The sequence below is a fragment of the Stenotrophomonas sp. GW821-FHT02D01 genome (genome assembly GCF_059421765.1).
In genome coordinates this window covers 1-24,209 of record NZ_JBWKVP010000011.1, presented here as the reverse complement: position 1 = coordinate 24,209, position 24,209 = coordinate 1, and the positions used below count along the sequence as shown (strand labels likewise).

General features: G+C 67.1%; 20 protein-coding genes. 13 read left to right on the top strand and 7 right to left on the bottom strand.

Annotated features, from left to right (window positions below; all coding sequences use genetic code 11):
• Positions 1 to 46: 46 nt before the first annotated feature.
• From AC07UW_RS17590 to AC07UW_RS17580, 3 genes are read left to right on the top strand one after another with little or no spacing between them, the layout of a single operon-like run.
• Positions 47 to 301 carry a FeoA family protein gene (locus tag AC07UW_RS17590; protein ID WP_336027863.1) on the top strand — a complete coding sequence of 85 codons (255 nt, stop codon included), beginning with the start codon at positions 47 to 49 and terminating at the stop codon, positions 299 to 301.
• Complete coding sequence (feoB, locus tag AC07UW_RS17585) at positions 298 to 2,160, top strand: ferrous iron transport protein B (protein WP_495212542.1); 1,863 nt, start codon at positions 298 to 300, stop codon at positions 2,158 to 2,160. Before AC07UW_RS17590 ends, feoB begins: the two co-directional genes overlap by 4 nt.
• Positions 2,160 to 2,414, top strand: a complete 255-nt coding sequence (locus AC07UW_RS17580) for a DUF6587 family protein (RefSeq protein ID WP_025874739.1) — start codon at positions 2,160 to 2,162, stop codon at positions 2,412 to 2,414. Before feoB ends, AC07UW_RS17580 begins: the two co-directional genes overlap by 1 nt.
• Before the next feature lie 184 nt (positions 2,415 to 2,598).
• On the opposite strand, the gene AC07UW_RS17575 is transcribed toward AC07UW_RS17580, so the two are convergent.
• Positions 2,599 to 3,180 carry an NAD(P)H-dependent oxidoreductase gene (locus AC07UW_RS17575; RefSeq protein ID WP_495212541.1) on the bottom strand — a complete coding sequence of 194 codons (582 nt, stop codon included), beginning with the start codon at positions 3,178 to 3,180 and terminating at the stop codon, positions 2,599 to 2,601.
• 55 nt (positions 3,181 to 3,235) lie between these two features.
• A complete protein-coding gene (locus AC07UW_RS17570; RefSeq protein ID WP_495212540.1) occupies positions 3,236 to 3,631 on the bottom strand; it encodes a MerR family transcriptional regulator in 396 nt (131 codons plus the stop codon).
• A gap of 159 nt (positions 3,632 to 3,790) precedes the next feature.
• On the opposite strand from AC07UW_RS17570, the gene dapB reads away from it, so the two are divergent.
• The 6 genes from dapB to AC07UW_RS17540 all read left to right on the top strand — a co-directional run bounded on the left by dapB (position 3,791) and on the right by AC07UW_RS17540 (position 11,232).
• Positions 3,791 to 4,519, top strand: coding sequence for a 4-hydroxy-tetrahydrodipicolinate reductase (dapB, locus tag AC07UW_RS17565; RefSeq protein ID WP_428704290.1), 729 nt, complete (start codon positions 3,791 to 3,793; stop codon positions 4,517 to 4,519).
• A 334-nt stretch (positions 4,520 to 4,853) separates the two neighbouring features.
• Positions 4,854 to 5,984 carry a glutamine-hydrolyzing carbamoyl-phosphate synthase small subunit gene (gene carA / locus AC07UW_RS17560; RefSeq protein ID WP_394196297.1) on the top strand — a complete coding sequence of 377 codons (1,131 nt, stop codon included), beginning with the start codon at positions 4,854 to 4,856 and terminating at the stop codon, positions 5,982 to 5,984.
• On the top strand, positions 5,984 to 6,538 hold the full coding sequence (locus AC07UW_RS17555; protein ID WP_495212539.1) for a hypothetical protein: 555 nt from the start codon (positions 5,984 to 5,986) through the stop codon (positions 6,536 to 6,538). The genes carA and AC07UW_RS17555 overlap by 1 nt, the downstream gene beginning before the upstream one ends.
• 54 nt (positions 6,539 to 6,592) lie before the next feature.
• Entirely contained in the window at positions 6,593 to 9,835 is a 3,243-nt protein-coding gene (gene carB / locus AC07UW_RS17550) for a carbamoyl-phosphate synthase large subunit (protein ID WP_495212538.1), read from the top strand.
• Between the two features lie 8 nt (positions 9,836 to 9,843).
• Positions 9,844 to 10,308: a transcription elongation factor GreA gene (gene greA / locus AC07UW_RS17545; RefSeq protein WP_025874725.1), complete on the top strand. Its 465-nt coding sequence runs from the start codon at positions 9,844 to 9,846 to the stop codon at positions 10,306 to 10,308.
• Between the two features lie 3 nt (positions 10,309 to 10,311).
• Positions 10,312 to 11,232 carry a phosphoglycerate mutase gene (locus AC07UW_RS17540; protein WP_025874723.1) on the top strand — a complete coding sequence of 307 codons (921 nt, stop codon included), beginning with the start codon at positions 10,312 to 10,314 and terminating at the stop codon, positions 11,230 to 11,232.
• Between the two features lie 36 nt (positions 11,233 to 11,268).
• Here the strand turns inward: AC07UW_RS17540 and AC07UW_RS17535 are convergent, their stop codons facing one another.
• Both AC07UW_RS17535 and AC07UW_RS17530 read right to left on the bottom strand, forming a co-directional pair.
• Complete coding sequence (locus AC07UW_RS17535; protein WP_336027892.1) at positions 11,269 to 12,318, bottom strand: DUF1176 domain-containing protein; 1,050 nt, start codon at positions 12,316 to 12,318, stop codon at positions 11,269 to 11,271.
• Positions 12,319 to 12,334: 16 nt separating this feature from the next.
• Entirely contained in the window at positions 12,335 to 13,375 is a 1,041-nt protein-coding gene (locus AC07UW_RS17530; RefSeq protein ID WP_495212537.1) for a DUF1176 domain-containing protein, read from the bottom strand.
• Between the two features lie 121 nt (positions 13,376 to 13,496).
• Here AC07UW_RS17530 and recJ point away from each other — a divergent pair, with 121 nt between their 5' ends.
• Positions 13,497 to 15,254 (top strand): single-stranded-DNA-specific exonuclease RecJ, encoded by a 1,758-nt coding sequence (recJ, locus tag AC07UW_RS17525; protein ID WP_495212536.1) that lies wholly within the window; start codon positions 13,497 to 13,499, stop codon positions 15,252 to 15,254.
• Positions 15,255 to 15,294: 40 nt separating this feature from the next.
• Here the strand turns inward: recJ and AC07UW_RS17520 are convergent, their stop codons facing one another.
• Together AC07UW_RS17520 and AC07UW_RS17515 are read right to left on the bottom strand one after the other, a co-directional pair.
• A complete protein-coding gene (locus AC07UW_RS17520) occupies positions 15,295 to 16,344 on the bottom strand; it encodes a DUF1176 domain-containing protein (protein WP_495212535.1) in 1,050 nt (349 codons plus the stop codon).
• Positions 16,345 to 16,497: 153 nt separating this feature from the next.
• A complete protein-coding gene (locus AC07UW_RS17515; protein WP_495212567.1) occupies positions 16,498 to 17,553 on the bottom strand; it encodes a DUF1176 domain-containing protein in 1,056 nt (351 codons plus the stop codon).
• Between the two features lie 126 nt (positions 17,554 to 17,679).
• On the opposite strand from AC07UW_RS17515, the gene AC07UW_RS17510 reads away from it, so the two are divergent.
• Positions 17,680 to 20,586 carry a DUF2135 domain-containing protein gene (locus AC07UW_RS17510; RefSeq protein ID WP_495212534.1) on the top strand — a complete coding sequence of 969 codons (2,907 nt, stop codon included), beginning with the start codon at positions 17,680 to 17,682 and terminating at the stop codon, positions 20,584 to 20,586.
• Between the two features lie 76 nt (positions 20,587 to 20,662).
• On the opposite strand, the gene AC07UW_RS17505 is transcribed toward AC07UW_RS17510, so the two are convergent.
• On the bottom strand, positions 20,663 to 21,871 hold the full coding sequence (locus AC07UW_RS17505) for an acyltransferase family protein (protein WP_495212533.1): 1,209 nt from the start codon (positions 21,869 to 21,871) through the stop codon (positions 20,663 to 20,665).
• A gap of 197 nt (positions 21,872 to 22,068) precedes the next feature.
• On the opposite strand from AC07UW_RS17505, the gene AC07UW_RS17500 reads away from it, so the two are divergent.
• Positions 22,069 to 22,911, top strand: a complete 843-nt coding sequence (locus AC07UW_RS17500; RefSeq protein ID WP_495212566.1) for a LytTR family DNA-binding domain-containing protein — start codon at positions 22,069 to 22,071, stop codon at positions 22,909 to 22,911.
• A 90-nt stretch (positions 22,912 to 23,001) separates the two neighbouring features.
• Positions 23,002 to 24,127 (top strand): peptide chain release factor 2 gene (gene prfB, locus AC07UW_RS17495; RefSeq protein ID WP_099818762.1). Its coding sequence is split into 2 segments (ribosomal slippage): positions 23,002 to 23,076 and positions 23,078 to 24,127, totalling 1,125 coding nucleotides; the frame shifts between segments, so codons are not numbered across the junction.
• Positions 24,128 to 24,209: the final 82 nt, after the last annotated feature.

Below are 24,209 nucleotides of genomic sequence, written 5' to 3'. Positions count from 1 at the left end.
AATGTTAGAATCGAGAACCATTTACATCCAGCAGAGAACACGCTAGATGACGCTGTCCGAACTGCCCCTGCACGCCTCGGCCGTGGTCGATTCCGTGCAGGACCTGCATGCCAACGATGCCATCGCCCGGCGCCTGCGCGAGCTGGGCTTCGTCAAGGGCGAGGAAGTGCGCCTGGTGGCGCGAGGCCCGGTTGGTGGCGAGCCGCTGCTGGTGCAGGTCGGGTTCACCCGTTTCGCGCTGCGTGTCAGTGAGGCCCGGCGCGTGATCATCGACCCGGCCAGCCAGGAGGGACGTGCATGAGCGCCACCGCAACCGCCGCCCCGCTGCGCATCGCGCTGGTCGGCAACCCCAACAGCGGCAAGACCGCGCTGTTCAACCAGTTGACCGGCAGCCGGCAGAAGGTCGCCAATTACACCGGCGTCACCGTTGAGCGCAAGGAAGGCCGCCTGCGTGCGCCGTCCGGCCGCGAGTTCGCCGTGCTCGACCTGCCGGGCGCCTACAGCCTGCAGCCGGCCAGCCTGGACGAGGCGATCACCCGCGACCTGTGCCGGGGGTTCTACCCGGGTGAGGCCGCGCCGGATGTCCTTCTGTGCGTGATCGACGCCACCAACCTGCGCCTGCACCTGCGCTTCGCCCTGGAACTGCGCGAGCTGGGCAAGCCGATGATCATCGCCCTGAACATGGTCGACGCCGCGCAGCGCCGCGGCATCCAGATCGATGTGGCTGCGCTGGAGCGCGAGATCGGTGTGCCAGTGGTGGAAACCGTGGCGGTGCGCAAGCAGGGCGCGCGTGCACTGGTGGAGCGCCTGGATACGATGGTGCCGCACCTGGATGCGCCGATGGCCGGCGTTGAAACCGGTGTGGACTACCACGCGCAGGTGCGCGCGATCCTGGCCGCAGCCGTGCGGATGCCGGCACGGACGGCGAAGATCGACGACACGCTGGACCGCTGGCTGCTGCATCCGGTGTTCGGCCTGATCACGCTGGTGGTGGTGATGTTCCTGATCTTCCAGGCGGTGTTCGCCTGGGCCACGCCGCTGATGGATGGCATCGAGGCCGGCTTTGCCTGGCTGGGTGAACTGGCCGCCAGCGTGCTGCCGGCAGGTCCGCTGACCAGCCTGCTGACCGACGGCATCATCGCCGGCCTGGGCGGCGTGGTGGTGTTCCTGCCGCAGATCCTGATCCTGTTCGCCTTCATCCTGGCGCTGGAAGAGTCCGGTTACCTGCCACGCGCCGCGTTCCTGCTGGACCGCATGATGGCGGCGGCCGGCCTGTCGGGGCGGTCGTTCATCCCGCTGCTGTCCAGCTTTGCCTGCGCGGTGCCGGGCATCATGGCCACCCGCAGCATCCAGGACCCGCGTGACCGCCTGGCCACGATCCTGGTGGCACCGTTGATGACCTGCTCGGCAAGGCTGCCGGTATATGCGCTGCTGATCGGTGCGTTCATACCGGCCGGCAGGATCGGCATCTTCAACCAGCAGGGCCTGGTGCTGTTCGGCCTGTACGTGGCGGGCATCCTCAGCGCGCTGGTGATGTCGTGGGTGATGAAGAAGTGGCGCCGCGACAAGAGCGAGCACCCGCTGATGCTGGAGCTGCCGTCGTATCGCATTCCGCATCCGCGCGACCTCGCCGTCGGCCTGTACGAGCGCGGCATGATCTTCCTCAAGCGCGTCGGCGGCATCATCCTGGCGTTGACCATCCTGCTGTGGTTCCTGCTGTCGTTCCCGGGCGCGCCTGCCGACGCGACGATGCCGGCCATCGACTACAGCTACGCCGGCCAGATCGGTCATGCGATGACCGCGATCTTCGCGCCGCTGGGCTTCAACTGGCAGATCTGCATCGCGCTGATCCCGGGCCTCGCTGCGCGCGAAGTAGCGGTGTCCTCGCTGGCGACGGTGTACGCGCTGTCGGCCGCCGATGACGATGCGGCGATCTCCGCACTGTCGCCGGTGGTGGCTGATGGCTGGTCGCTGGCCACCGGCCTGGCCTTGCTGGTGTGGTTCATCTACGCGCCGATGTGCATTTCGACGCTGGCCACCATCAAGCGCGAGACCAACTCGTGGAAGCAGATGGGCTTTGCGGCGTTCTACCTGTTCGCCGCGGCGTACGTGGCCGCGCTGATCACCTACCAGGTGACCGTGGCGCTGGGAGGCGGCTGATGGACGCCGGCCTGCTGGTGCAGTACCTGATCATCGCGGTGGCCGTGCTGGTCAGTGCGTGGGTGGTGTTGAAGAAGCAGGCGCCCGGCACCGTGCGCAAACTGCGCGGCGCGCTGGCACTGGCGCTGCTGAAGCCCGGCCGTGCGGCTTGGCTGCAGGCGCTGGGCCGGAAGATCGCGCCGCCGGCCACTGGCGGTGGCGGTGCGTGCGGCGGCTGCGACAGCTGCGGACCGACACCGCCGAAGCAGCACTAGAGAGGCGTCTGGGCGCTGCCCTGGTGGGTGCGGACCTTGGTCCGCACTGCCGATTGATCATCCACGCATGGCGTGGATCTACCCATCCCCAGCGCTGCCCTCCAGCGGTGTCGGAATTGATCATCCACGCAGGGCGTGGATCTACGCTGCAGGCAGGGTGAGGCGACCGGTTCGCGGCTATGCGTCAACCTGCCCGCGTGCCAAGCTCCGCTGCCAGTGCCAACCAGCGTTCGCGCTGTTGCGGCGTGCTACTGCGCACCGGACCCAGCCGGCTGACCCGCACCGGGCGGATGCCGCAGAACTCCAGGATGGTCCCTCGGATCTGGGCAATGCCCGGATCGCGGTAGATCCAGCGATAGTACCAGGGCGGCGTATCCAGCGTGGTGATGACCCGCGCGCTGCGCCCCGCCAGTAGCCGGTCCCACCACACCGAATCGCGCCGGTAGCGGAAGGCGAAGCCTGGCAGCAGCACGCGGTCGAAGAAGCCCTTCAGCAGGGCTGGCATCGCGCCCCACCACGTCGGGTAGACCAGCACCAGGTGGTCGCAGGCCTGGATCGCGTCTGCTGCATCCTGCAGGTCGGTTTCCAACGGCTGGATCTGGCGATAACCGTGGCGCAGCACCGGGTCGAACTGAAGGTCGCCCAGGGCGATCATGCGCACGTGATGGCCGGCGTTGCGGGCGGCGGTCGCGTAGCGCTGGGCGAGGGCGCCGCACAGGCTGTCGCGGTCGGGATGGCCAAGCAGGATCAGGATGGAGCGGGACACGGCAGTCTCGGAGGCTGGAAAGCATCCGACGTTGCGCTATGCCCCAAGGGCAGAGTCAAACCCCGCCAGGGCAGCCAGCGGGAGCCAGCACGCAGGTGCCATCGCCCTGCTGCAGCCATTGCCGCAGCTCGTCACCCACCTGCTGCAGTTCGACCTCGACGCGGGCAAGCCGCTCGCGCTCGGCGGCAATCGCAGTGCGCTGGCGTTCCAGCAGGGCGAGCACGGCTGGCCAGTCCAGCTGGCCGTCGCCACGCTGCAGGCGGGTGATGGTGGCCAAGCCGATGCCCAGCCCCAGTGCCTGCCGGATCAGCTGCACCCAGGCCACGTCCTGCTCGCTGTAGTCGCGATAGCGGTTCAGGCGCGGCACTGGCGGCAGCAGGCCGCGTGCCTCGTACAGGCGGATGGCCTTGGCGCTGGCGCCGGTACGGCGGGCGACTTCGGAAATGCGCACCGTTTCAGCCCTGCATCCGCGCAGGCGGCATGTTGGCTTCAGCGCTTGGCGCGGGCGGTTTGCAAAGGTGCATGGGGTGCGGGCCGGCGCTTGAAGGGGCACGCAGCGTAGCAGCGACAGTGCTTGCTGGACCATGCGTGCTGCCGCTAGCCTGCGTGCATGAACCAGACTCCCCTGCGATTGCTTATTCACGGCGCCTCCGGGCGCATGGGCCAGGCCCTGTTGCGGCTGGCCGCCGAACATCCTGATTCCCTGCAGATCGTCGCTGCGGTGACCGGCCGCGCGCCGGCGCAGCGGGTGATCGACGGCGTGCCGTTCTTCGCGGCCAGCGAGTTGCCGGGGGCGCCGGTGTTCGATGTGGCGATCGACTTCAGCCTGCCCGAGGGCTTCGATGCGTTGCTGGCACTGTGCGTGGAGCGCGGTGCGGGACTGGTATCGGGCACCACCGGCATCTCTAGCGCGCAGCGCCAGGCACTGGAAGCAGCGGCGGCGAAGATCCCGCTGGTGTGGGCGTCGAACTTCAGCCTGGGCGTGGCGGTGCTCGATGAGCTGGTGGAGCGTGCGGCGCAGGCGCTGGCCGGCTGGAACTGCGACATCGTCGAATCGCACCATACGCAGAAGAAGGACGCTCCCTCGGGCACGGCGTTGACCTTGGGCGCCGCGGCGCAGCGGGGCGGGGCCGAGCCGCAGTACGCCAGCCTGCGCGCCGGAGACATCGTCGGCGAGCATCTGGTGCAGTTCACCGGCCTGGGCGAGCGCATCGAACTGGTGCACCGGGCCACCAACCGCGACATCTTCGCCCGCGGGGCGCTGTTTGCTGCTCGCCAGCTGCAGGGTCGGGCGGCTGGCAGCTACCGGGTAAGGGACCTGCTGGACGGGCCCGGGTAACGGTCCCGGGTCGATGGTAGATGCCAACCTTGGTTGGCAGCCGTTGCTGAACGCGCCAACCAAGGTTGGCGCCTACCGGAGCCGGGCAGGTGGGATGGCAGCGGCCCGGTCATCGACCTGCATACGCCCCCGGATTGAAATGAATGCGCAATCGCCTGTTCATGAATGGCGATAACCGCTGGCGCGAGCGCCCCGGCACCGCTACAATTCGCACTCGCCGAATCACGAAAGCCGGACCGGTCCCAGACCGTACGTCCGCGCTTTTTTGCAACCGGATTTCCGTGAAGCGCAGGCGTGACTTCGGCACCCCCTCGGTAGCCAAAGTGAGAATTCCGTGACCCAAGCCGCAATCCTCGTCCTCGAAGACGGCACCGTATTCGAGGGCGAATCCGTAGGCGCGCCCGGCCTGTCCGTCGGTGAGGTGGTGTTCAACACCGCCATGACCGGCTACCAGGAAGTGTTGACCGACCCGTCCTACGCCCGGCAGATGGTCACGCTGACCTATCCGCACATTGGCAACACCGGCATGACCGACCAGGACAATGAAGCGTCCAAGGTGTGGTCGGCCGGCCTGATCGTGCGCGACGTACCGCGCCGCCCGAGCAGCTGGCGCAGCCAGGTGTCGCTGCAGGACTGGCTGATCCAGCGTGGCGTGGTCGCCATCGCCGGCATCGACACCCGCAAGCTGACCCGCATCCTGCGCGAGAAGGGCGCCCAGAACGGCGCGCTGATGGCTGGCGACGACATCGATGTGGAAAAGGCACTGGAAGCGGCCCGCAAGTTCCCGGGGCTGAAGGGCATGGATCTGGCCAAGGTCGTGACTACCGACAAGACCTACGTCTGGACCGAGGGCCAGCTGGACCTGGATGCCAACGCCTTCGTCAGCGTGCCGGCCCAGTACAAGGTCGTGGCGTACGACTTCGGCGTGAAGACCAACATCCTGCGCATGCTGGCCGAGCGCGGCTGTGAGGTCACCGTGGTGCCGGCGCAGACCCCGGCCGCCGAAGTGCTGGCGCTGAAGCCGGACGGCGTGTTCCTGTCCAACGGCCCGGGTGACCCGGAACCGTGCGACTACGCGATCGCCGCGATCAAGACCTTCATCGACGTGAAGATCCCGACCTTCGGCATCTGCCTGGGCCATCAGCTGCTGGGCCTGGCCTCGGGCGCGAAGACGATCAAGATGGGCCATGGCCACCACGGCGCGAACCATCCGGTGCAGGACCTGGACAGCGGCCGGGTGATGATCACCTCGCAGAACCACGGCTTCGCGGTGGATGAAGCGACCCTGCCGGCCACCCTGCGGGTGACCCACCGTTCGCTGTTCGACGGCACCAACCAGGGCATTGCCCGCACCGACGTGCCGGCCTTCTCGTTCCAGGGCCACCCGGAAGCCTCGCCGGGCCCGACCGACGTCGGTCCGCTGTTCGATCGTTTCGTGACCTTGATGGCCGAGGCCAAGGCTTGATGCGCAGCGTCGCTCTGCTGCTGTCGCTGTGCGGTGCCGCTGGTGTGGCGCAGGCCGCTCCGGCGTCCGACGCCGACGTGGCTGCGGTAGTGAAGACGCTGGGCATGGGCTCGCTGGGCACCACCATGGCCAGCCTGGTGATCGACAGCACGCCGGCGTTGAAGGCGTTGCCGGATGCCGAGCAGACATGCGCGCAGGCACCCGTGCGCGATCTGCTGGATGCGCAGTTCCGCCGTTCGATCATCCAGGGTCTGGGCAGCGATGGCGATGTGGTGATCGCCGAATGGTCGCGCTTCCTGGCCACGCCCGCGGGCCAGGCCCTGTCGACCACGTTCGCCAATTCCACCCCGGAAAACACCGAGGCCAAGGCCGGCGCCGGTCTGGCTGGCGCGGACCGGGCACAGCTTGCCGCCTTCATGGCCAGCCCGACGTACCGACGCATGGTGGCGTCGTTCGAAAGTGGGCCGGCGATTCCAGAGGATCTGGACGCGCAGTTGGCCAAGCCGTTGCAGGACCAGTGCCGGATTGCGCTGAAACCCGAAGAGATTTCCTGATCGACAGCGTGCGATCACTCCCCCTTGTCACGCTGTACTGACTTAGAGAAGAAAATGCCCAAGCGCACTGACCTCAAGACCATCCTCATCATCGGTGCCGGCCCGATCGTCATCGGCCAGGCCTGTGAGTTCGATTACTCCGGCGCCCAGGCCTGCAAGGCCCTGCGTGACGAGGGCTACCGCGTGGTACTGGTCAACAGCAATCCGGCCACGATCATGACCGACCCGGAGATGGCCGACGCCGTCTACATCGAGCCGATCAACTGGCAGACCGTCGAGAAGATCATCGCCAAGGAGAAGCCCGACGCGCTGCTGCCGACGATGGGTGGCCAGACCGCGCTGAACTGCGCGCTGGACCTGGCCGACAACGGTGTGCTTGAGAAGTACAACGTCGAGCTGATCGGCGCCAAGCGCGAAGCCATCATGATGGCCGAAGACCGCGAGCTGTTCCGCGTGGCGATGAGCGAGATCGGCCTGGAGTGCCCGACCGCTGCCGTTGCCCATACCCTGGACGAAGCGCTGGAGATCCAGACCCGCGTCGGCTATCCGACCATCATCCGCCCCAGCTTCACCCTGGGCGGCAGTGGCGGCGGCATTGCCTACAACCGCGAAGAGCTGATCGAAATCGTCAACCGCGGCCTGGAACTGTCGCCGACCACCGAAGTGCTGGTCGAAGAGTCGGTGCTGGGCTGGAAGGAATTCGAGATGGAAGTGGTCCGCGATACCGCGGACAACTGCATCATCGTCTGCTCGATCGAGAACCTGGACCCGATGGGCGTGCATACCGGTGACTCGATCACCGTGGCCCCGGCGCAGACCCTGACCGACAAGGAATACCAGCGCCTGCGCGATGCCTCCATCGCAGTGCTGCGCAAGATCGGCGTGGATACCGGTGGTTCGAACGTGCAGTTCGGCATCAACCCGGACACCGGTCGCGTGGTGGTGATCGAGATGAACCCGCGCGTGTCGCGTTCCTCGGCGCTGGCGTCCAAGGCCACCGGCTTCCCGATCGCCAAGGTCGCCGCCAAGCTGGCCGTGGGCTACACCCTGGACGAACTGAAGAACGAGATCACCGGTGGCCTGACCCCGGCCTCGTTCGAGCCGTCCATCGACTACGTCGTCACCAAGATTCCGCGCTTCGCCTTCGAGAAGTTCCCGGCTGCCGATGCACGCCTGACCACCCAGATGAAGTCGGTGGGCGAGGTGATGGCGATGGGCCGCACCTTCCAGGAATCGATGCAGAAGGCCCTGCGTGGCCTGGAAACCGGCAAGGTCGGCTTCGACCCGACCGGCCTGGACCTGACCAGTGAAGACGATCTGCAGACCCTGCGCCGCGAGCTGAAGGCGCCGGGTCCGGAGCGCCTGTTCTTCGTCGCCGATGCGTTCCGCGCCGGCATGAGCGTGGAGGACATCTTCAAGCTGTCCTACATCGATCCGTGGTTCCTGGACCAGATCGAAGAAATCATCGCTGCCGAGGCCCAGGTCGCGGCCGATGGCATCGACGCACTGGATGCGGCGCGCCTGCGCAAGCTCAAGCGCGCCGGCTTCTCCGACGCCCGCCTGGCCCAGCTGACCGGCACCAACGAAGCGGCCGTGCGTGCGCTGCGTCGCGCGCACAAGGTGCGCCCGGTGTACAAGCGCGTGGACTCCTGCGCCGCCGAGTTCTCCACCGGCACCGCCTACCTGTACTCGACCTATGAGGAAGAGTGCGAAGCCGCGCCGAGCAATCGCGACAAGATCATGATCCTCGGCGGTGGCCCGAACCGCATCGGCCAGGGCATCGAGTTCGACTACTGCTGCGTGCACGCGGCACTGGCGCTGCGCGAGGATGGCTATGAAACCATCATGGTCAACTGCAACCCGGAAACCGTGTCGACCGACTACGACACCTCCGATCGCCTGTACTTCGAGCCGCTGACTCTGGAAGACGTGCTGGAAATCGTCGAGCTGGAACAGCCCAAGGGCGTGATCGTGCAGTACGGCGGCCAGACCCCGCTGAAGCTGGCGCGCGCGCTGGAAGCCAACGGCGTGCCGGTGATCGGCACCTCGCCGGACTCGATCGACCTGGCCGAAGACCGCGAGCGCTTCCAGCAACTGGTGGACAAGCTGGGCCTGAAGCAGCCGCCGAACCGCATTGCCCGCAACGACCAGGAAGCCCTGCTGCTGGCGCGTGAGATCGGCTACCCGCTGGTGGTGCGCCCGAGCTACGTGCTGGGTGGCCGCGCGATGGAAATCGTCTATGGCGAATCCGACCTGGCCCGCTACGTGCGTGATGCGGTGAAGGTATCCAACGATTCGCCGGTGCTGCTGGACCGCTTCCTCGACAATGCCGTCGAGTGCGACGTGGACATCATCGCCGACGCCCAGGGCAACGTCCTGATCGGTGGCGTGATGGAGCACATCGAAGAGGCTGGCGTGCACTCGGGCGATTCCTCCTGCTCGCTGCCGCCTTACTCGCTGTCGGCTGAAACCCAGGCCGAGCTGCGTCGCCAGGTGGTCGAGCTGGCCAAGGCCCTGAACGTGGTGGGCCTGATGAACACCCAGTTCGCGATCCAGACCGATGAGGAAGGCAACGACACCATCTTCCTGCTGGAAGTGAACCCGCGTGCCTCGCGCACCGTGCCGTTCGTGTCCAAGGCCACCGGCATGCCGCTGGCCAAGATCGCCGCGCGCTGCATGGCCGGCAAGACCCTGGCCGAGCAGGGCGCCACCAAGGAAATCGTGCCGGACTACTACTCGGTGAAGGAAGCGATCTTCCCGTTCGCCAAGTTCCAGGGCGTCGACCCGATCCTCGGGCCGGAGATGCGCTCCACCGGTGAGGTGATGGGCGTGGGCCGCAGCTTCAACGCCGCCTTCGCGCGCGCGCAGGAAGCCGGTGGCATCAAGGCGCCGCCGGTGGGCAAGGCCTTCGTGTCAGTGCGCGACCCGGACAAGAAGCGCGTGCTGCCGGTGGCCAAGGCCCTGCTGGCACGTGGCTACAGCCTGGTTGCCACCCGTGGCACCGCAGCGTGGCTGCAGCAGCACGGCATGGACTGCGAGATCATCAACAAGGTGGTCGAGGGTCGCCCGCACATCGTCGATTCGATCAAGAACGGCGAGATCGTCTATATCGTCAACACGACCGAAGGCCGTGCTGCGATCAACGACTCGTTCTCGATCCGTCGCGAGGCACTGCAGCACCGTGTCACCTATTCGACCACCATTGCCGGTGCCAAGGCGCTGGTGGATTCACTGGAATTCCGCGGTACCGGCCCGGTCTGGTCGCTGCAGGAACTGCACAAGGAGTTGAACGCATGAGAGCACCCATCACGATGAAGGGCGCGCAGCGTCTGCGCGACGAACTGGATCACCTGAAGTCGGTCAAGCGTCCGAAGGTGATCGCCGCGATCGCCGAAGCGCGCGAGCACGGCGACCTGAAGGAGAACGCCGAGTACCACGCCGCGCGCGAGGAACAGGGCTTCATCGAAGGCCGCATCAAGCAGCTGGAAGGCGAGCTGTCGCACGCCGAGATCATCGACGTGAGCAAGCTCAATGCAGGCTCCAAGGTGGTGTTCGGGGCCAGCGTGATCCTGGCCGACGTGGAATCGGACGAAGAGAAGAAGTACCAGATCGTTGGTGATCTGGAAGCGGACATCAAACTCGGCCTGATCGCGATTTCCTCGCCGGTCGCCCGCGCGATGATCGGCAAGCTGGAAGGTGACTCGATCGTGATCGATGCGCCGGCCGGCCAGCGCGAGTACGAGATCGTCAGCGTCAGCTACCAGGACTGATCCGTGGCGACGGCGACCCTGCTGTTGCCGGCACGCAGCCGCTTTGCGGTGGCTGCACTGCCGGATGACGTGGCGCGCGCCCTGGGCCGCGCCACCACTTCGCAGGGCGACGCCGGTGAACGCGCGCAGCTGCTGCGCCACTTCACGGTGGCCGCGCCGCACTGGCCGGTGGCTGCGTTGACCCGCCAGCGTGACGTCGGCGATGCCGCCGGCGCCTGCTGGCTGCGCGCCGATCCGGCCTGCATGGTGCCGGACATGCATGGCGCGCGGATGATGGGCCACGGCGAAACGCTGCGGCCCAGCCTGGCCGATACGCTGGCGTTGCTGCCCGTGCTGCAGCCGCTGTTTGCGGATGCAGGCTTCGTGCTGGATGCACCCGATCCGTCACGCTGGTACCTGCGCCTGCCCATCGGTACTGAACTGCCGGAGTTCGACAGCCCCGACGAGGTGCTGGGTGATGACCTGTTCTCGCACCTGCCGCCGGGCGAGGCGGGCCGTCGCTGGCGCGCACTGATGACCGAAGCGCAGGTGCTGCTGCACACCCACTCATGGAACCAGCAGCGCGCCGCGCAGGGCCAGCAGCCGATCAATTCGCTGTGGTTCTGGGGTGGTGGCGTGATGCCGGTATCGGTGGCCACGCCGCACGCGCAGGTGCGCAGCCGCGATGCGCTGCTGCAGGGCCTGGCCCAGGCCGCAGGTGTCGCGGTGGATGGCGAGCAGTCGGTCGATGCACTGGTCGACCTGCGCCAGCTGCGCTCGCTGCAGCAGCTGGGCAACGATGCAATCCGGCCGCTGCTGGCCGCGCTCAAGCGTGGCGAGCTGCAACGGCTGGTGCTGGATTTCGAGGACGGCCTGCAGTTCCAGCTGGATCGCGGCCAGCGTTGGCAGTTCTGGAAGAAGCCACGGCAGCTTCACGACGCCTGACGGGGTGGTAGCGCCGGGCCATGCCCGGCGGATGCCCTAGCGCGATTCCGTAACGTAGGTCGGCAGTTGCCAGTGGCGCTGACCGGCGCCCAGGCAGTGCCGGCCGACGAAGGTTGCCGCCAGCACCAGGCGGGCTCCATCCCAGGCCCAATGCCGGTCTGTCCCGCAGCGGTCCGTAGCGCTTGCAAAGCCTTCTTCAAGGAACACGGCATGCGGGTAGAGCGGGAACAGCGTGGATGCAGTGATCAGCACGGGCGCAAAGGGCGTTCGGTCGCGGATCACCCAGCTGCCGGCTGGCCGGATGTAGCGGCCGGTCCTGCAGTTCAACATCGCCAGCACATGCGTTGCATCGATCCGCTCGATGCGCAGGTAGCGGGAAGAGGCTGCAGCGCAACCCGCGCCGGCCTCGGCGCGCGGTAGCAGCGCCTGCAGTAGATCGGCACGTTCGGCCAGCGCGGCATCCTCGTCGTGGGCTTCAACCAGCAGCGGTGGCGGCACCAGGCGAGGTGCCACCCGTGCGGCCGGCACCTGCGATTCCGGCCGCAAACCCTTGCCCACCAACGCCCCGGGGGTGTGCAAGCGGCCCTGTGCCTCGTCCATCTTCAGCAGCAGTGCGGCATTACCGCTCTCTGCCAATGGCCATGCCTGGCCCGCCGTGTCGGTCATCCTGACCGGCCGCCCGCGCACCAGTGCATCCAGCAGCGCCTGCGCATGTGGTGGTGCCAGAGCCAGGCCGGCCTCAAGCGCATCCACCGGGCCGATATCACCCAGGTCCGCGCCATCCACATGCAGCCGCAGCCGGCCCTCTGGATGCACCCGCGGGCTGCGGGGCGCGCCGTCACTGCCATCAGCCAGCGACAATCGCGCCGTCACGGGGGTGTCTGGTCCAGCGGCACGCTCGATGAGCACGCCCAGCATCAACGCGGCCGGTGGGCCGAACGCCACCATCCGGCAGGTGCCTGTGTTATCGCATGCCAGGTGTCCGTTCTGTTCAAGGAACGTGAACTGCGCGGGCGTGCCGGCGAAGCTGACAGGTGCCAGCGTCAGTGACGCCAGCGCCAGTAGAGGAAATCGAAGCGTAGTCATGTTCCAGGCTTCCGGGTCAGCGGACCGTGCTGACAAGCGTCGGCAGCGTCCAGTGCCCGCCTGCCACGCCACGACACAGGCCGGTACTGAACGCACTGGCTGGCAGGAATCTGCGGCCATCCCAGGCCCAGTCCCAGCCGGAAACGCAGTCGCCGATGCCGCGGCCCTTGTAGCGTGCGTACAACGTGCGATCGGAGTGCGAGAAGCTTTCTGCTTCCAGCGTGACCGTCTCAGGTGCGAACGGCGGCTGATCGCGCGCGATCCAGAAGCCATTGCTGTAGTTGTACGCGCCCATCTGGCACAACGCCTGCACCAGCACATGGTGGTCGTCCAACCGCTCGATCACCATTTCCGGTGTTCCCTTGTACTCGATCAGGCGCGGACAGTCGTCGTTGTCGCCAAGCGTGGCAATCAGCGCGTCGCGCAGCGCTTCGCTGCTGCCCAGCCCGCTATCGCCGGGGCGGCCGGCCGCCAGCACACCGCGCACGATCACCGGCTTGGCCACTGGGGCGGGCACGCTCGCTTCGGCACGCGTGCCGCGGCGTACCAGCGCACCGGGCGTGCCCACGCGCCCTTGGACCTCGTCCATTTTCAGCAGCACCGCGGCGGCACCACGATCGGAAATCGGCCAGCGCGTGCCCCTGCTGTCGATCACCTCGATACGGGCCTGGCCGGGCAGGGCGGCCAGCAGGCCTTCTACCTGCGCCGGCCGCAGCATCACTGCCTCGTCGGCCCCGGTGTCCTGCACTGGGCCCAGATCACGGCCGTTCACGTGCAGGCGCATTGAACCTTCAGGCACTGCACTTTCGCCATCCTCACCGACCCGCAGCCGCGCCTTCACTGCCGTGCCGGGGCCGCCGGCGCGTTCCAGCATCAGGCCCAGCAGGCTGTCCGCCTTTTCAGGGCCGTAGCCGGCTGCACGGCAGGTGCCGGTGTTGTCGCAGGCCAGGAACCAGTCGTGGTGTACGAACTCGATACCGGGGGTTGGCGGCGTGTTTGCGGCCTGGGAAGCAAGTGGCAGGAGGCTGGCAAGCAGTACGGACAGCAGGCGGTACATGGCGAATTCCGTTTCAGAAGCGAACAAGCATGGGCGATCGCCACGCCTGCGCCAAGCCCGGAAGAGCCTGGCGAGCTGCGCGGGGTATCATGCGTGGGTCTTCCGCAACCCGGCGATGCCGATGTCCCTTGCCGCCGATGCTGTGCTGCCGTCTTCCGATACGCCGATGATCCACCGTCGCGATGCGGTCGTGCCCGGTAGCTGGCCGGAGGGCACGCTGCCGCTGCTGGCCCGCCTGTATGCCGCACGTGGTGCGCACACGCCGGAGCTGGCCCTGCCCAAGCTCGGCAACCTGCATGCGCCGGAACTGCTGACCGGCATCGACGCGGCAGTGGACCTGCTGGTGCAAGCCATCGCCGCCGACAAGCGCATCCTGGTAGTCGGTGATTTCGACTGCGACGGCGCCACCGCCTGCGCGGTCGGTGTGCGTGGGCTGCGCATGCTCGGCGCGCAACATGTCTTCCACGCAGTGCCCAACCGCATGGTGCACGGCTATGGTCTGTCGCCGTCACTGGTGGATGAGTTGGCTGCGCTGCAGCCGGATCTGCTGGTCACCGTCGACCACGGCATTGCCTGCCATGCCGGCGTGACCGCGGCCAAGGCGCGTGGCTGGCAGGTGCTGGTGACCGATCACCATCTGCCCGGTCCACAGCTGCCACCGGCCGATGTCATCGTCGACCCCAACCTCGACGGCGACGCCTTCCCCAGCAAGGCGCTGGCCGGTGTCGGCGTGATCTTCTACGTGCTGATGGCGCTGCGCCGGCAGATGCGCGAAGCGGGCGTATTTGCCGATGGCAAAGGGCCGGACCTGACCACGCTGCTGGACCTGGTGGCGGTGGGCACAGTGGCCGACCTGGTGGTGCTCGATGCCAACAATCGCGCCCTGGTCAGCGCAGGATTGCGCCGGCTGCGCAATGGCCAGGGCTGCGTCGGCCTGAAGGCATTGATCGAGGCCAGCGGCCGCGATGCCGCACGCCTGACCGCCACCGACATCGGCTTCGGGCTCGGCCCGCGCTTGAACGCGGCCGGTCGCTTGGAAGACATGGCATTGGGCATTGCCCTGCTGCTCACCGAAGATCCGCGGCAAGCCCGCGACATCGCGCAGACGCTGGAACAGATCAACGCCGAGCGGCGTGCGGTCCAGCAGTCGATGACCGATGACGCCGAACACGCGCTGTCGCGGGTGGTGCTCGATACCGCAGGCCAGCGCCCGGTGGCGGCCTGCCTGTTCGATGCTGATTGGCACCCCGGCGTGGTTGGCCTGGTTGCTTCAAAGATGAAGGATCGCCTGCATCGGCCGGTGATCGCGTTCGCGCCGGCCGAGCCGGGCGCCGACACCCTGCGCGGCTCGGCGCGTTCGATCGCCGGCCTGCATATTCGTGATGCGCTGGCGCTGGTCGATGCACGCCATCCCGGCTTGATCGAGCGCTTCGGCGGTCACGCGATGGCCGCCGGGTTGAGCATGCGTCTGGATCATCTGGCTGCCTTCGAAGCCGCGTTCGTCGCCACCGTGCTGGAAATGCTCGACCCGGCTGCACTGCAGCAGCAGGTGCTCAGCGACGGCGCACTGGCCGCGGACGAACTCGATCATCGCCATGCCGATGCGCTGCGTTTGGCGGGTCCATGGGGGCAAGGCTTTCCCGAGCCGCTGTTCGATGGCCGCTTCGAAGTGGCCAACTGGCGCGTGCTGAAGGAGCGTCATCTGAAGCTGGAACTGCGCCTGCCCGGCGTACCCGGCACGATCAACGCGATCCATTTCGGCGGCTGGCACGGCAATGCGCCCGGTCGCCACGTGCATCTCGCCTACCGGCTCGCCTGCGATGACTATCGTGGCGGCGCCGCCATCCAGCTGATCGTCGAGCACTGCCTGCCGGCGTAGTCCATGCCGGGCATGGCCCGGCGCTACCGCTTCGGAAGGGTCAGCGTACGTCGGTCACCCGCGTCGGCAGTTCCCAGGTACCCCCGGGAACGCCGCGACACAGGCCGCCACTGATCGCCGAGGTCGCGACGAAGCGGGTGCCATCCCACGTCCACGTTTCATCCGACACGCAGTCGGCCAGACCGCGGCCCTTGTGCGAGGCGACGATCTGTCCGTCGCCGTAGTCGATCGCGTCGCTGGTCACCCATTGCGGCTGGTAGGGCGCTTTCTCACCGATGACCCAGTAACCATCACCGGTGTTGTAGGCCGCGCGCCAGCAGGGGACGTTGACCAGCAGATGCTTGGTGTCCAGGCGCTGGATCTGCAGTGGTGAATTGCTGATCGGAAGATCCGGGTCGGTGTCGAGCAGGCCTTCGCAGCTGGGTTCTACCAGAGTGGCGCGCAGCGCCGCACGCAGCGCCGGCGAGGCGGCCAGCTTGGAAAACGCCGGGTCGTCTGGTGGCGTCGACAGCGTCGGTGCCTTGCGCACCACGGGTTTGGCAACGGCGGCAGGCACGCTGCTTTCGGCAGCGGCCCCCTTGCGCATCACCGCGCCCGGCGTGCCCACACGGCCCTGGAACTCGTCGGTCTTCAACAGCACAGCCGCTGCGCCCTTGTCCGACAGCGGCCACGTGTGGCCGGCGCCATCGACAACCGCGATGCCACCATCGCGCACCAGCGCGGACAGCACTGCGCTGGTCTGTGCCGCGCTGAGCACATGGATACCCGGCTCCTTGGCCGGCGCCAGCACACCGAGATCACGCTGCTGGATGCGCAGGTGCAGCGCGCCCTTGGGCTGCGGCTGGTCATCGATCGGCTGCAACGACAGCCGACCGCTGATGGCCTGATTGGGGCCGCCCGCCCGGGTCAGCAGCACGCTCAGGGTGCTGTCATCGCCACTGGCGTAGCCGGCCGCGCGGCACGTGCGCGTGTTGTCGCAGGCCACGACCCAGTCGTGATGCTGGAAATAGAGGCCTGCAGGCGCATCGACGGCGCTGGCGGCCAACGGCCAGCACAGGGCCAGCAGGGTGGGAAGCAGGGGGGAACGCATGGGCATCCTTGCGCGCGTGAGAGAGGGGGCATGGTGCCTGTCGAGACAGGCAAAGGAAAGCCATGCGCCGTCCGCTGTGATTCTGGCGGTTCGTGTGATCACGCACTTCGATGGTTCTCGAAAAGCCGCCAATGGAACAGGTGACGGCGCGCTTCAGTGCACTTCTGAAATTCTGGTAGGCAACTTCCAGATGCCATCCGGAGCTTGAGCGCATATGACGCCTTCAATTGCGGAGGTATGAATGAAGCGTGTGCCATCCCAGGTCCACGTGTACTCCGATGTGCAGTCGATAGGCCCGAGCCCCCTGGCGTGAGCAAAGATCTGGCCGCCTTCATAACGGTAGGCATCATTGGTTACCCAGATAGGCAGATACGGCGGTTGCTCGCGAATGACCCAGTAGCCATCGCCGTCGTTTGATGCGGCGCGCCAACACGGCACGCTGACGATGAGATGCCTTGCGTCCAGTCGCTGCACCTTCAGCGGCGAGTTGCTGATCGGCAGATCCGGGCTGGCTGCGAGTAATCCTTCGCAACGCGGCTCCTTGAGCGTGGCCAGCAATGCGGCTCTGAGTGCCGGAGAGGCAGCTGTCGTGGCGAATGCCGGGTCTTCGGACATCGCGTCCAGCGTTGATGCCTTGCGGATCACCGGTATCGGCAGAGCGGCAGGGACGCTGGCTTCAGGTGACCTGCCTGTGCGCAGCATCGCACCCGGAGTACCCAAACGACCCTGGTACTCGTCGATCTTCAGCAGGACCGCCGAGGCTCCCTTGTCCGATAGTGGCCAGCGCTGGTCAGAGGCATCGGTCACCATGATTCCTCCATCACCGACCATTGCGGACAGTAGTGCGCTGGTCTGGGTCGCACTCAAGGAGTACATGCCGGGCACGGTATCCGGCGCCAGAATGCCCAGATCCTGCTCTTGGATTCGCAGATTCAGAACCTCATTGGGCTGGGTCTGGCCCTCATCCGGATGCAGTGCCAGACGGGCCTGGACGGCTTGGTTGGGACCCCCGCTGCGGGTGAGCAGGACACTCAAGGGGCTTGCGTTGCTGCCGGAGTAGCCGGCAGCTCTACAGGTGCGGGTGTTGTCGCAGGCGACAACCCAGTCCCGGTGCTGGTAGAACAGCCCTTCGCGGGTATCTGCGGCGGCTGTGGCTATGGGGCCTGAAAGGGCGAGCAACAAGGCAAGCTGAGGGGGGCTCACGGGCATTTTCTGCAAGGCGGACACATTTCCCATGGTGCGCAATGGAGGCATTGAGAGCCAGCATCGAATGGCGCTAACCCCGATTGCCAATCTGATGCGTTCAAGCAATCACGATCCCACTGGAGTCCTGTCATGGTCTTCGCCCGTTGCTGCGCTGTGTTGTTGCTGGCCCTTGCGGCCTGGCCTGTCGGCGCTCAGGCGCCCCGAATTGCTCGACCGCAGGCAACCACTCCGCTCCTGATCGCGCCCGCCGCCGAGCAGCCGGTTCAATTGCGACATGCCCGCATCGAAGGCGAGGTCCAGGCCGGTATCGCCCAGACGCGTATCACCCTGGAGTTCCACAACCCCAACCAGCGCGTGCTGGAAGGCGAGCTGCAGTTCCCGCTGGCCGAGGGCCAGCAGATCACCGGTTTCGCCTTGGACATCAACGGCGAGTTGCGCGAGGCAGTACCGGTGCCCAAGGACCGCGGTCGTCAGGTGTTCGAGGAGATCGCCCGTCGTGGCGTCGATCCGGGCCTGCTGGAGCAGACCGCCGGCAACCAGTTCCGGCTGCGCGTGTATCCGCTGCCGGCCGGCGGCAGCCGCCGCGTGCAACTGGTCGTACGCGAGCCGCTGGCATATGCCGGTCAGGGTTGGCGTTGGACACTGCCGCTGCAGTTCGGCGCCGGCGCCGCAGCCGTCGAACTGGACGTGCGGGCACCGAAGGGGGCTGAAGCTGGAAGCGCGCCGTTCCGCATCGCCGATGGCCGCCTGCGCTGGCAAGGGCGTGGCACGCAGTTGCCGGCCCAACTGCAATGGACACTGCCGGCCGAGCGCAAGGCACAGATGCAGGTTGCGCGCTGGCAGGACGGTCACTACCTGTTGGCGCAGCTGCCGGTGCCGACGTCGACCGTGCCGCGCCGGGTGCCATCGGAGGTCGGCCTGCTGTGGGACGGTTCGGGTTCCGCAGGCCAGCGCGACCGCACCCGCGAGTTCGCGCTGCTGGATCGCTACTTCGCTTCGATGGACGAGGGCAACGTCGCGCTGACCGTGCTGCGTGATCGCGCCGAGCCCGTGCGTCATTTCCGTATACGCAGCGGTGACTGGAGTGAACTGCGGCGCGCGTTGATGGCGGTGCAGCCGGATGGCGCCAGTGCGTTGGCGCAGTGGCAGCCGCAGCCGGGGGTCAAGGAGTATCTGATGGTCAGCGACGGCCTGCTGACCTATGGGCCGGAAGCACTGCCGGCGTTGGCCGCCGATCAGCGCCTGTTTGCGGTCAGCAGTGCCGGCGCACGCACCGATGCCACCCGCCTGCGCGGTTGGAGCGAGGCGCATGCTGGCAGTTTCGTGGCGCTCGGCAGCGATATCGATGCCGCTGCACGCGAGCTGCTGTCGATGCCGCTGGATGTCCAGATCGATGCCGGCCGTGGCGTGCAGGACGTGGTGGTTGACCGCCGCAGCCAGGCCCAGGGCTGGCTGTGGTTGCATGCGCGGTTGGCGGCCGAAGGCGTGCCGATGCGGGTGCGCATTGCCGATGGGCAATGGCAGGCACTGCCGGAGAGCTCCACCAGCGCCGATGGCGATCTGCTGGCCGGCCTGTGGGCACAGGCGCGCCTGCAGCAGTTGTCGACCGATCGGCGCGGCAATCGCGAGGCGATGCAGCGCCTGTCGCAGCAGTTCAGCCTGGTGGGCCCGGACACTTCACTGATCGTGCTGGAAACGCTGGATGACTACCTGCGCTACGCCATCCGCCCCGCAGGTGCCTTACGCGCCCAGTACGACCAGCGCTTCGCTCTTCAGGTGGCAGACCGCGATGCTGCCGACCGCCAGCGCCTCGACAAGGTGGTGACGCAGTGGCAGCAGCGCCAGCAGTGGTGGAATCGCAGTTGGCCGAAGGGCATGCGCGTGCAGGCGAAGGCGCTGGAAGTGGTCGGTCAGGACGCGTACGCGGCTGCCCCGGTGGCGATGCTCGCCGCGCCTCCTCCCGCGCCAGCGCCGATGGCCGTTGCCGCCGAGCAGCGGGCGGAGTCCAGCAGCGCGCGCGCCCGTCGATCGCCGCCGCGGCAGGCACCTGCGGGCCTGGAGGCCGCGATGGATGCCGTTGCCATCGAACCCACGGCGTCCAATGCACCGGCCGCCGCCAATGACGGCCAGCTGGGAATCCGGTTGGCTGCCTGGCAATCGGATTCGCCGGTCGCCCGCCGCCTGCGCCAGGGGCCGTCGTCGCAGCTGTACGACCGCTATCTGGCCGAGCGCGCTGCGAACGCCAACAGCAGCGCGTTCTTCCTCGACGTGGCCGACCTGTTGATCGAACAGGGCCAGCGCGATCTTGCCCTGCGCGTGCTGTCCAACCTGGCCGAGATGGAGCTGGACAACCGCCATCTGCTGCGCGTTCTCGGCTATCGCCTGCTGCAGGCCGATGCACCCGCACTGGCGGTGCCGGTGTTCGAGCAGGTGCTGGCGATGGGGCAGGAAGAACCGCAGAGTTTCCGTGATCTGGGCCTGGCGCTGGCCGCAGCGGGCAAGCCGCAGCAGGCGCTGGCGCCGCTGTACCAGGTGGTGGTGCGGCCGTGGGATGGTCGTTTCGACGGCATCGCGCTGATCGCCCTGGATGAACTGACCAACCTGGTGGCCGGCAGCAAGCCGCGCCTGGATACCACCGGCATCGACCCGCGCCTGCTGCAGGCGATGCCGCTGGACCTGCGCGTGGTGCTGGCCTGGGATGCCGACAACAGCGACATGGACCTGTGGGTGACCGACCCGAACGGCGAGCGTGCGTACTACGGCAACCGCCTGACCTATCAGGGTGGGCAGATGTCGCAGGACTTCACCGGTGGCTATGGCCCGGAACAGTTCTCGCTGCGCAACGCAAAGCCCGGCAAGTACAAGGTGGAGGCGAATTACTTCGGCAGCCGCCAGCAGCTGGTGACCGGTGCGACGACGCTGATGCTGCGCCTGACCACTCATTGGGGTACGCCGAAGCAGAAGGACCAGATGGTGACGATGCGGCTGAAGGATCGTGCGGAGACGGTGCTGGTCGGCGAATTCGAGGTGAAGTAGAGCCACGCCATGCGTGGCTGTCGCAGCCCTCGCCTTGTGGAGCCGAGCGTACGCTCGGTTCCACGGGGCGCAGGCCTTATTGTGCCGGCACGACGCGCACTGCAGGCGACGATAGCGGTGCGGCACGCAACCCGAACAGCGGCCGCAGCCAGCGCACACGGCGCACCAGCAGTTCGTGGATCAGCAGGCAGCCGGCGACGGTACCGACCATCACCAGCGCCGGCTCCAGCCACGCACCCAGCTGCAAGGGCCGCAACCAGTACAACAGCACGATCAGCACGGTCTGGTGCAGGATGTACCAGCTGAACACCGCCTCGCGGCAGTAGCCCAAGCCACGCCATGGCCGGGCCAGCAGAACCTGCGCCCATCCGAAGAGGGCCAGCAGGGAACACCAGGTGTACAGCGCTCGGCCAACGCGCTCGGCCTGCGCCCACGGCAGCGCCAGCACCCACTGCGGCAGATCGCCGAGGTCGGGCATCCGCCCCAACGCGCGGATGCCCAGTTCGACAGTCAGCCCGATAACGGCCAGCGCCAGGGTCAACCGACGGCCGCGCACCAGCAGATCCCAGCCACGCTGCCAGCGCGCGGCGAGGAAGCCGCCGAGGAACAGGGGCAGCGATTCGGCGTGGACGTACAGGTCATCGACCAGCGCATGGGTTGGCGGGTGGGCGGGCAGGATCACCAGCAGCGCCCACGCCAGCCACAGCACCGGCAGCAGCAGGCCCAGCATGGCCACCCAACGATCGCCCGCAGGCAGGCCCGGCAGCTGGTGACGCAGCGGCCTCACTACGCTGGCCAACACGATCGCCAGCAGCGTGTAAGGGATCAGATAGGCCAGGTACCACAGGTGGTTCCAGGTGAAGCCATAGGCGGCACCGGTGAAGCTGGCTCCCGGCCACGGCCGGAACTGCCAGTAGCGCCACAGGAATGCACCGAGCCCTGGCGTGACGTCGCCCTTGTCCACCGCTTCACAGTAGGCCTGCAGCGAAACGACCGCGACGATGCCGAACAACAGCGGCAACAACAGCCGCCCGCCGCGCCGCAACGCGAACCGCCAACGGCCCTGCGCAGGCAGGCACAGGCCCAGTGCAATGCCGGAGATGGCAAACAGCAGCGGCATGCGCCAACGATTCAGCGCGATCATCGGCCATTGCAGCCACTCCGCGGTGTGGACGCTCTTGAGGTGGAAGTCCCATCCGGCCACGTAGGCCATGGCCACGTGGTAGAGGATCAACAGCCCGAAGGCACCGATACGCAGGGTGTCGAGGTCGTGGCGGCGGGTCATGGCGGTATCCGTGTTGGCGTCCTCGCAGAGTGGAAGTCCTCGTGGGCTGTCGCCAGCAGGAAGGGGCGGTTGGATGCCCTGCAGGGCCCAGTGGCGGGGCTGGGGGACGAATGGCGTGCGTCAGTGGGGCTGTGGTTGGCGATAATCCAGTGATGGATGAGTACAACCAGCAGGACCCGGACGTGCGTGGCGAATCGATGGGCAACGGCAGGCAAGGGCGGCAGGCAGCCCTGTTCTGGGTCGTACTGTTCCTGGGGACGGCGGCGGCCAATGTGCTGGCCAAGGCCATGATGGCGGCGCGCGATGGACTGCCCTCCCAATGGATGGCGGCCACGATTGACGAGTTCAGCAGTGCGCTGGTGTCGCTGCTGCTGCTGGCGGTGCTGATCCGCGCCGCTTCGCGCTGGCCGCTGCACACCGATACCTGGCGACAGCGCTTGGCGCCGTACCTGTTGGGCGCGGTTGCGTGGTGGCTGCTGCATGTGAGTGCGATGGTCCTGCTGCGCAAGGCCGTCCACGCCGTGCTTGGCAGCCACTACACCTTTGGGGACTGGCCGGCGCAATGGTTCTACGAGTTCTTCAAGGACATCCAGACCTATGCGCTGCTGGTCTCGGCAGTCCATGCCCTGGCCTGGTTCGGCCGCCGCCGCCAGGGTGAAGCGACCCTGCTGGCCGCACCCGACGAGGGGCCTCCGGTCGAGCCGGTCGATCGCCCCGACCATTTCCTGGTGCGCAAGCTGGGCAAGGAGTTCCTGGTGGCCACGGCCGACGTCGAGTACGCCCAGGCCGCCGGCAACTACGTGAACCTGCGGGTGCGCGGGCATGACTACCCGCTGCGGATCACCATGGCGGTGCTGGAAGCGCGACTGGACCCGGTCCTGTTCCTGCGCAGCCACCGCAGCTGGCTGGTCAACCGTGACCAGCTGCGCTCGATCGAGCCGCTGGATGGGGGCGAGGCCTTGCTGCACATGGCCGATGGGGCCAAGGTACCCTGCAGCCGGCGCCAGCTGCCGCTGCTGCGGCAGGCCTTGGGCGGGTAGAGGCGTGGCAGGACGGGACCGGCTTCTGCGCCGGTTCACCCCGGCCTGCGGTATCATTTGCAGTCATCTTTTGAATGCATAACCGCCGACATGATCGAACTGAATCCTGTCCGCCAGCGCATCGCCGATCTGACCGATCGCGTGTTGTCGCTCCGGGGGTATCTTTGACTACGACGCCAAGAAAGAGCGTCTTGAGGAAGTAACGCGGGAGCTGGAAAGCCCCGACGTCTGGAACAACGCCGAGTACGCCCAGAACCTGGGGCGCGAGCGCTCGACCCTGGAAAAGACCGTGGGCGGCATCGCCGCGGTGCTGGAGGGCCTGAGCGACGCCACCGAACTGCTGGAGCTGGCCGAGTCCGAACAGGACGAGGACACCGCGCTGGCCGTGGTGGCCGACCTGGACAAGCACCAGGCGCACGTGGAGAAGCTGGAGTTCCAGCGCATGTTCTCCGGGCAGATGGACACCGCCCCGGCGTTCGTCGACATCCAGGCCGGTGCCGGTGGTACCGAAGCCCAGGACTGGGCCGAGATCCTGCTGCGCATGTACCTGCGCTGGTGTGAATCGCGTGGCTGGAAGACCGAGCTGATGGAAGTGTCCGGTGGCGACGTCGCGGGCATCAAGTCGGCCACGCTCCGCGTGGAAGGCGACTACGCCTACGGCTGGCTGAAGACCGAGACCGGCGTGCACCGCCTGGTGCGCAAGTCGCCGTTCGACTCGGACAACCGCCGCCATACCAGCTTCACCTCGGTGTTCGTGTCGCCGGAAGTGGACAACAACATCGAAATCGACATCAACCCGGCCGATCTGCGTACCGACGTGTACCGCTCGTCCGGTGCCGGTGGTCAGCACGTCAACAAGACCGAGTCGGCGGTGCGTATCACCCACATCCCGACCAACACGGTCGTGGCCTGCCAGACCGGCCGCAGCCAGCACCAGAACCGCGACAACGCGATGAAGATGCTGGCCGCCAAGCTCTACGAGCTGGAGATCCAGAAGCGCAACGCCGAGCGTGATGCGGTGGAAGCCACCAAGTCCGATATCGGCTGGGGCAGCCAGATCCGCAACTACGTGCTCGACCAGAGCCGTATCAAGGACCTGCGCACCGGCATCGAGCGTTCGGATACGCAGAAGGTGCTCGACGGTGACCTGGACGAGTTCGTCGAGGCCAGCCTGAAGGCCGGCCTGGCGGTCGGCTCCAAGCGCATCGATGCCTGATGCGTGCCCGGCGGCCGTGAAGTGGAAATGCGCCTGTCGACCATGCCGACCGCCTTCGGCGAGAAATGCGTGATGCGCATCT

Bases quoted from the DNA above. Each gene is read 5' to 3' on its own strand.
- AC07UW_RS17590 (WP_336027863.1), top strand. From the start codon at position 47: ATGACGCTGTCCGAACTGCCCCTGCACGCCTCGGCCGTGGTCGATTCC.
- feoB (WP_495212542.1), top strand. From the start codon at position 298: ATGAGCGCCACCGCAACCGCCGCCCCGCTGCGCATCGCGCTGGTCGGC.
- AC07UW_RS17580 (WP_025874739.1), top strand. From the start codon at position 2,160: ATGGACGCCGGCCTGCTGGTGCAGTACCTGATCATCGCGGTGGCCGTG.
- dapB (WP_428704290.1), top strand. From the start codon at position 3,791: ATGAACCAGACTCCCCTGCGATTGCTTATTCACGGCGCCTCCGGGCGC.
- AC07UW_RS17555 (WP_495212539.1), top strand. From the start codon at position 5,984: ATGCGCAGCGTCGCTCTGCTGCTGTCGCTGTGCGGTGCCGCTGGTGTG.
- carB (WP_495212538.1), top strand. From the start codon at position 6,593: ATGCCCAAGCGCACTGACCTCAAGACCATCCTCATCATCGGTGCCGGC.
- AC07UW_RS17535 (WP_336027892.1), bottom strand. From the start codon at position 12,318: ATGACTACGCTTCGATTTCCTCTACTGGCGCTGGCGTCACTGACGCTG.
- AC07UW_RS17530 (WP_495212537.1), bottom strand. From the start codon at position 13,375: ATGTACCGCCTGCTGTCCGTACTGCTTGCCAGCCTCCTGCCACTTGCT.
- recJ (WP_495212536.1), top strand. From the start codon at position 13,497: ATGTCCCTTGCCGCCGATGCTGTGCTGCCGTCTTCCGATACGCCGATG.
- AC07UW_RS17520 (WP_495212535.1), bottom strand. From the start codon at position 16,344: ATGCGTTCCCCCCTGCTTCCCACCCTGCTGGCCCTGTGCTGGCCGTTG.
- AC07UW_RS17515 (WP_495212567.1), bottom strand. From the start codon at position 17,553: ATGCCCGTGAGCCCCCCTCAGCTTGCCTTGTTGCTCGCCCTTTCAGGC.
- AC07UW_RS17510 (WP_495212534.1), top strand. From the start codon at position 17,680: ATGGTCTTCGCCCGTTGCTGCGCTGTGTTGTTGCTGGCCCTTGCGGCC.
- AC07UW_RS17505 (WP_495212533.1), bottom strand. From the start codon at position 21,871: ATGACCCGCCGCCACGACCTCGACACCCTGCGTATCGGTGCCTTCGGG.
- AC07UW_RS17500 (WP_495212566.1), top strand. From the start codon at position 22,069: ATGGGCAACGGCAGGCAAGGGCGGCAGGCAGCCCTGTTCTGGGTCGTA.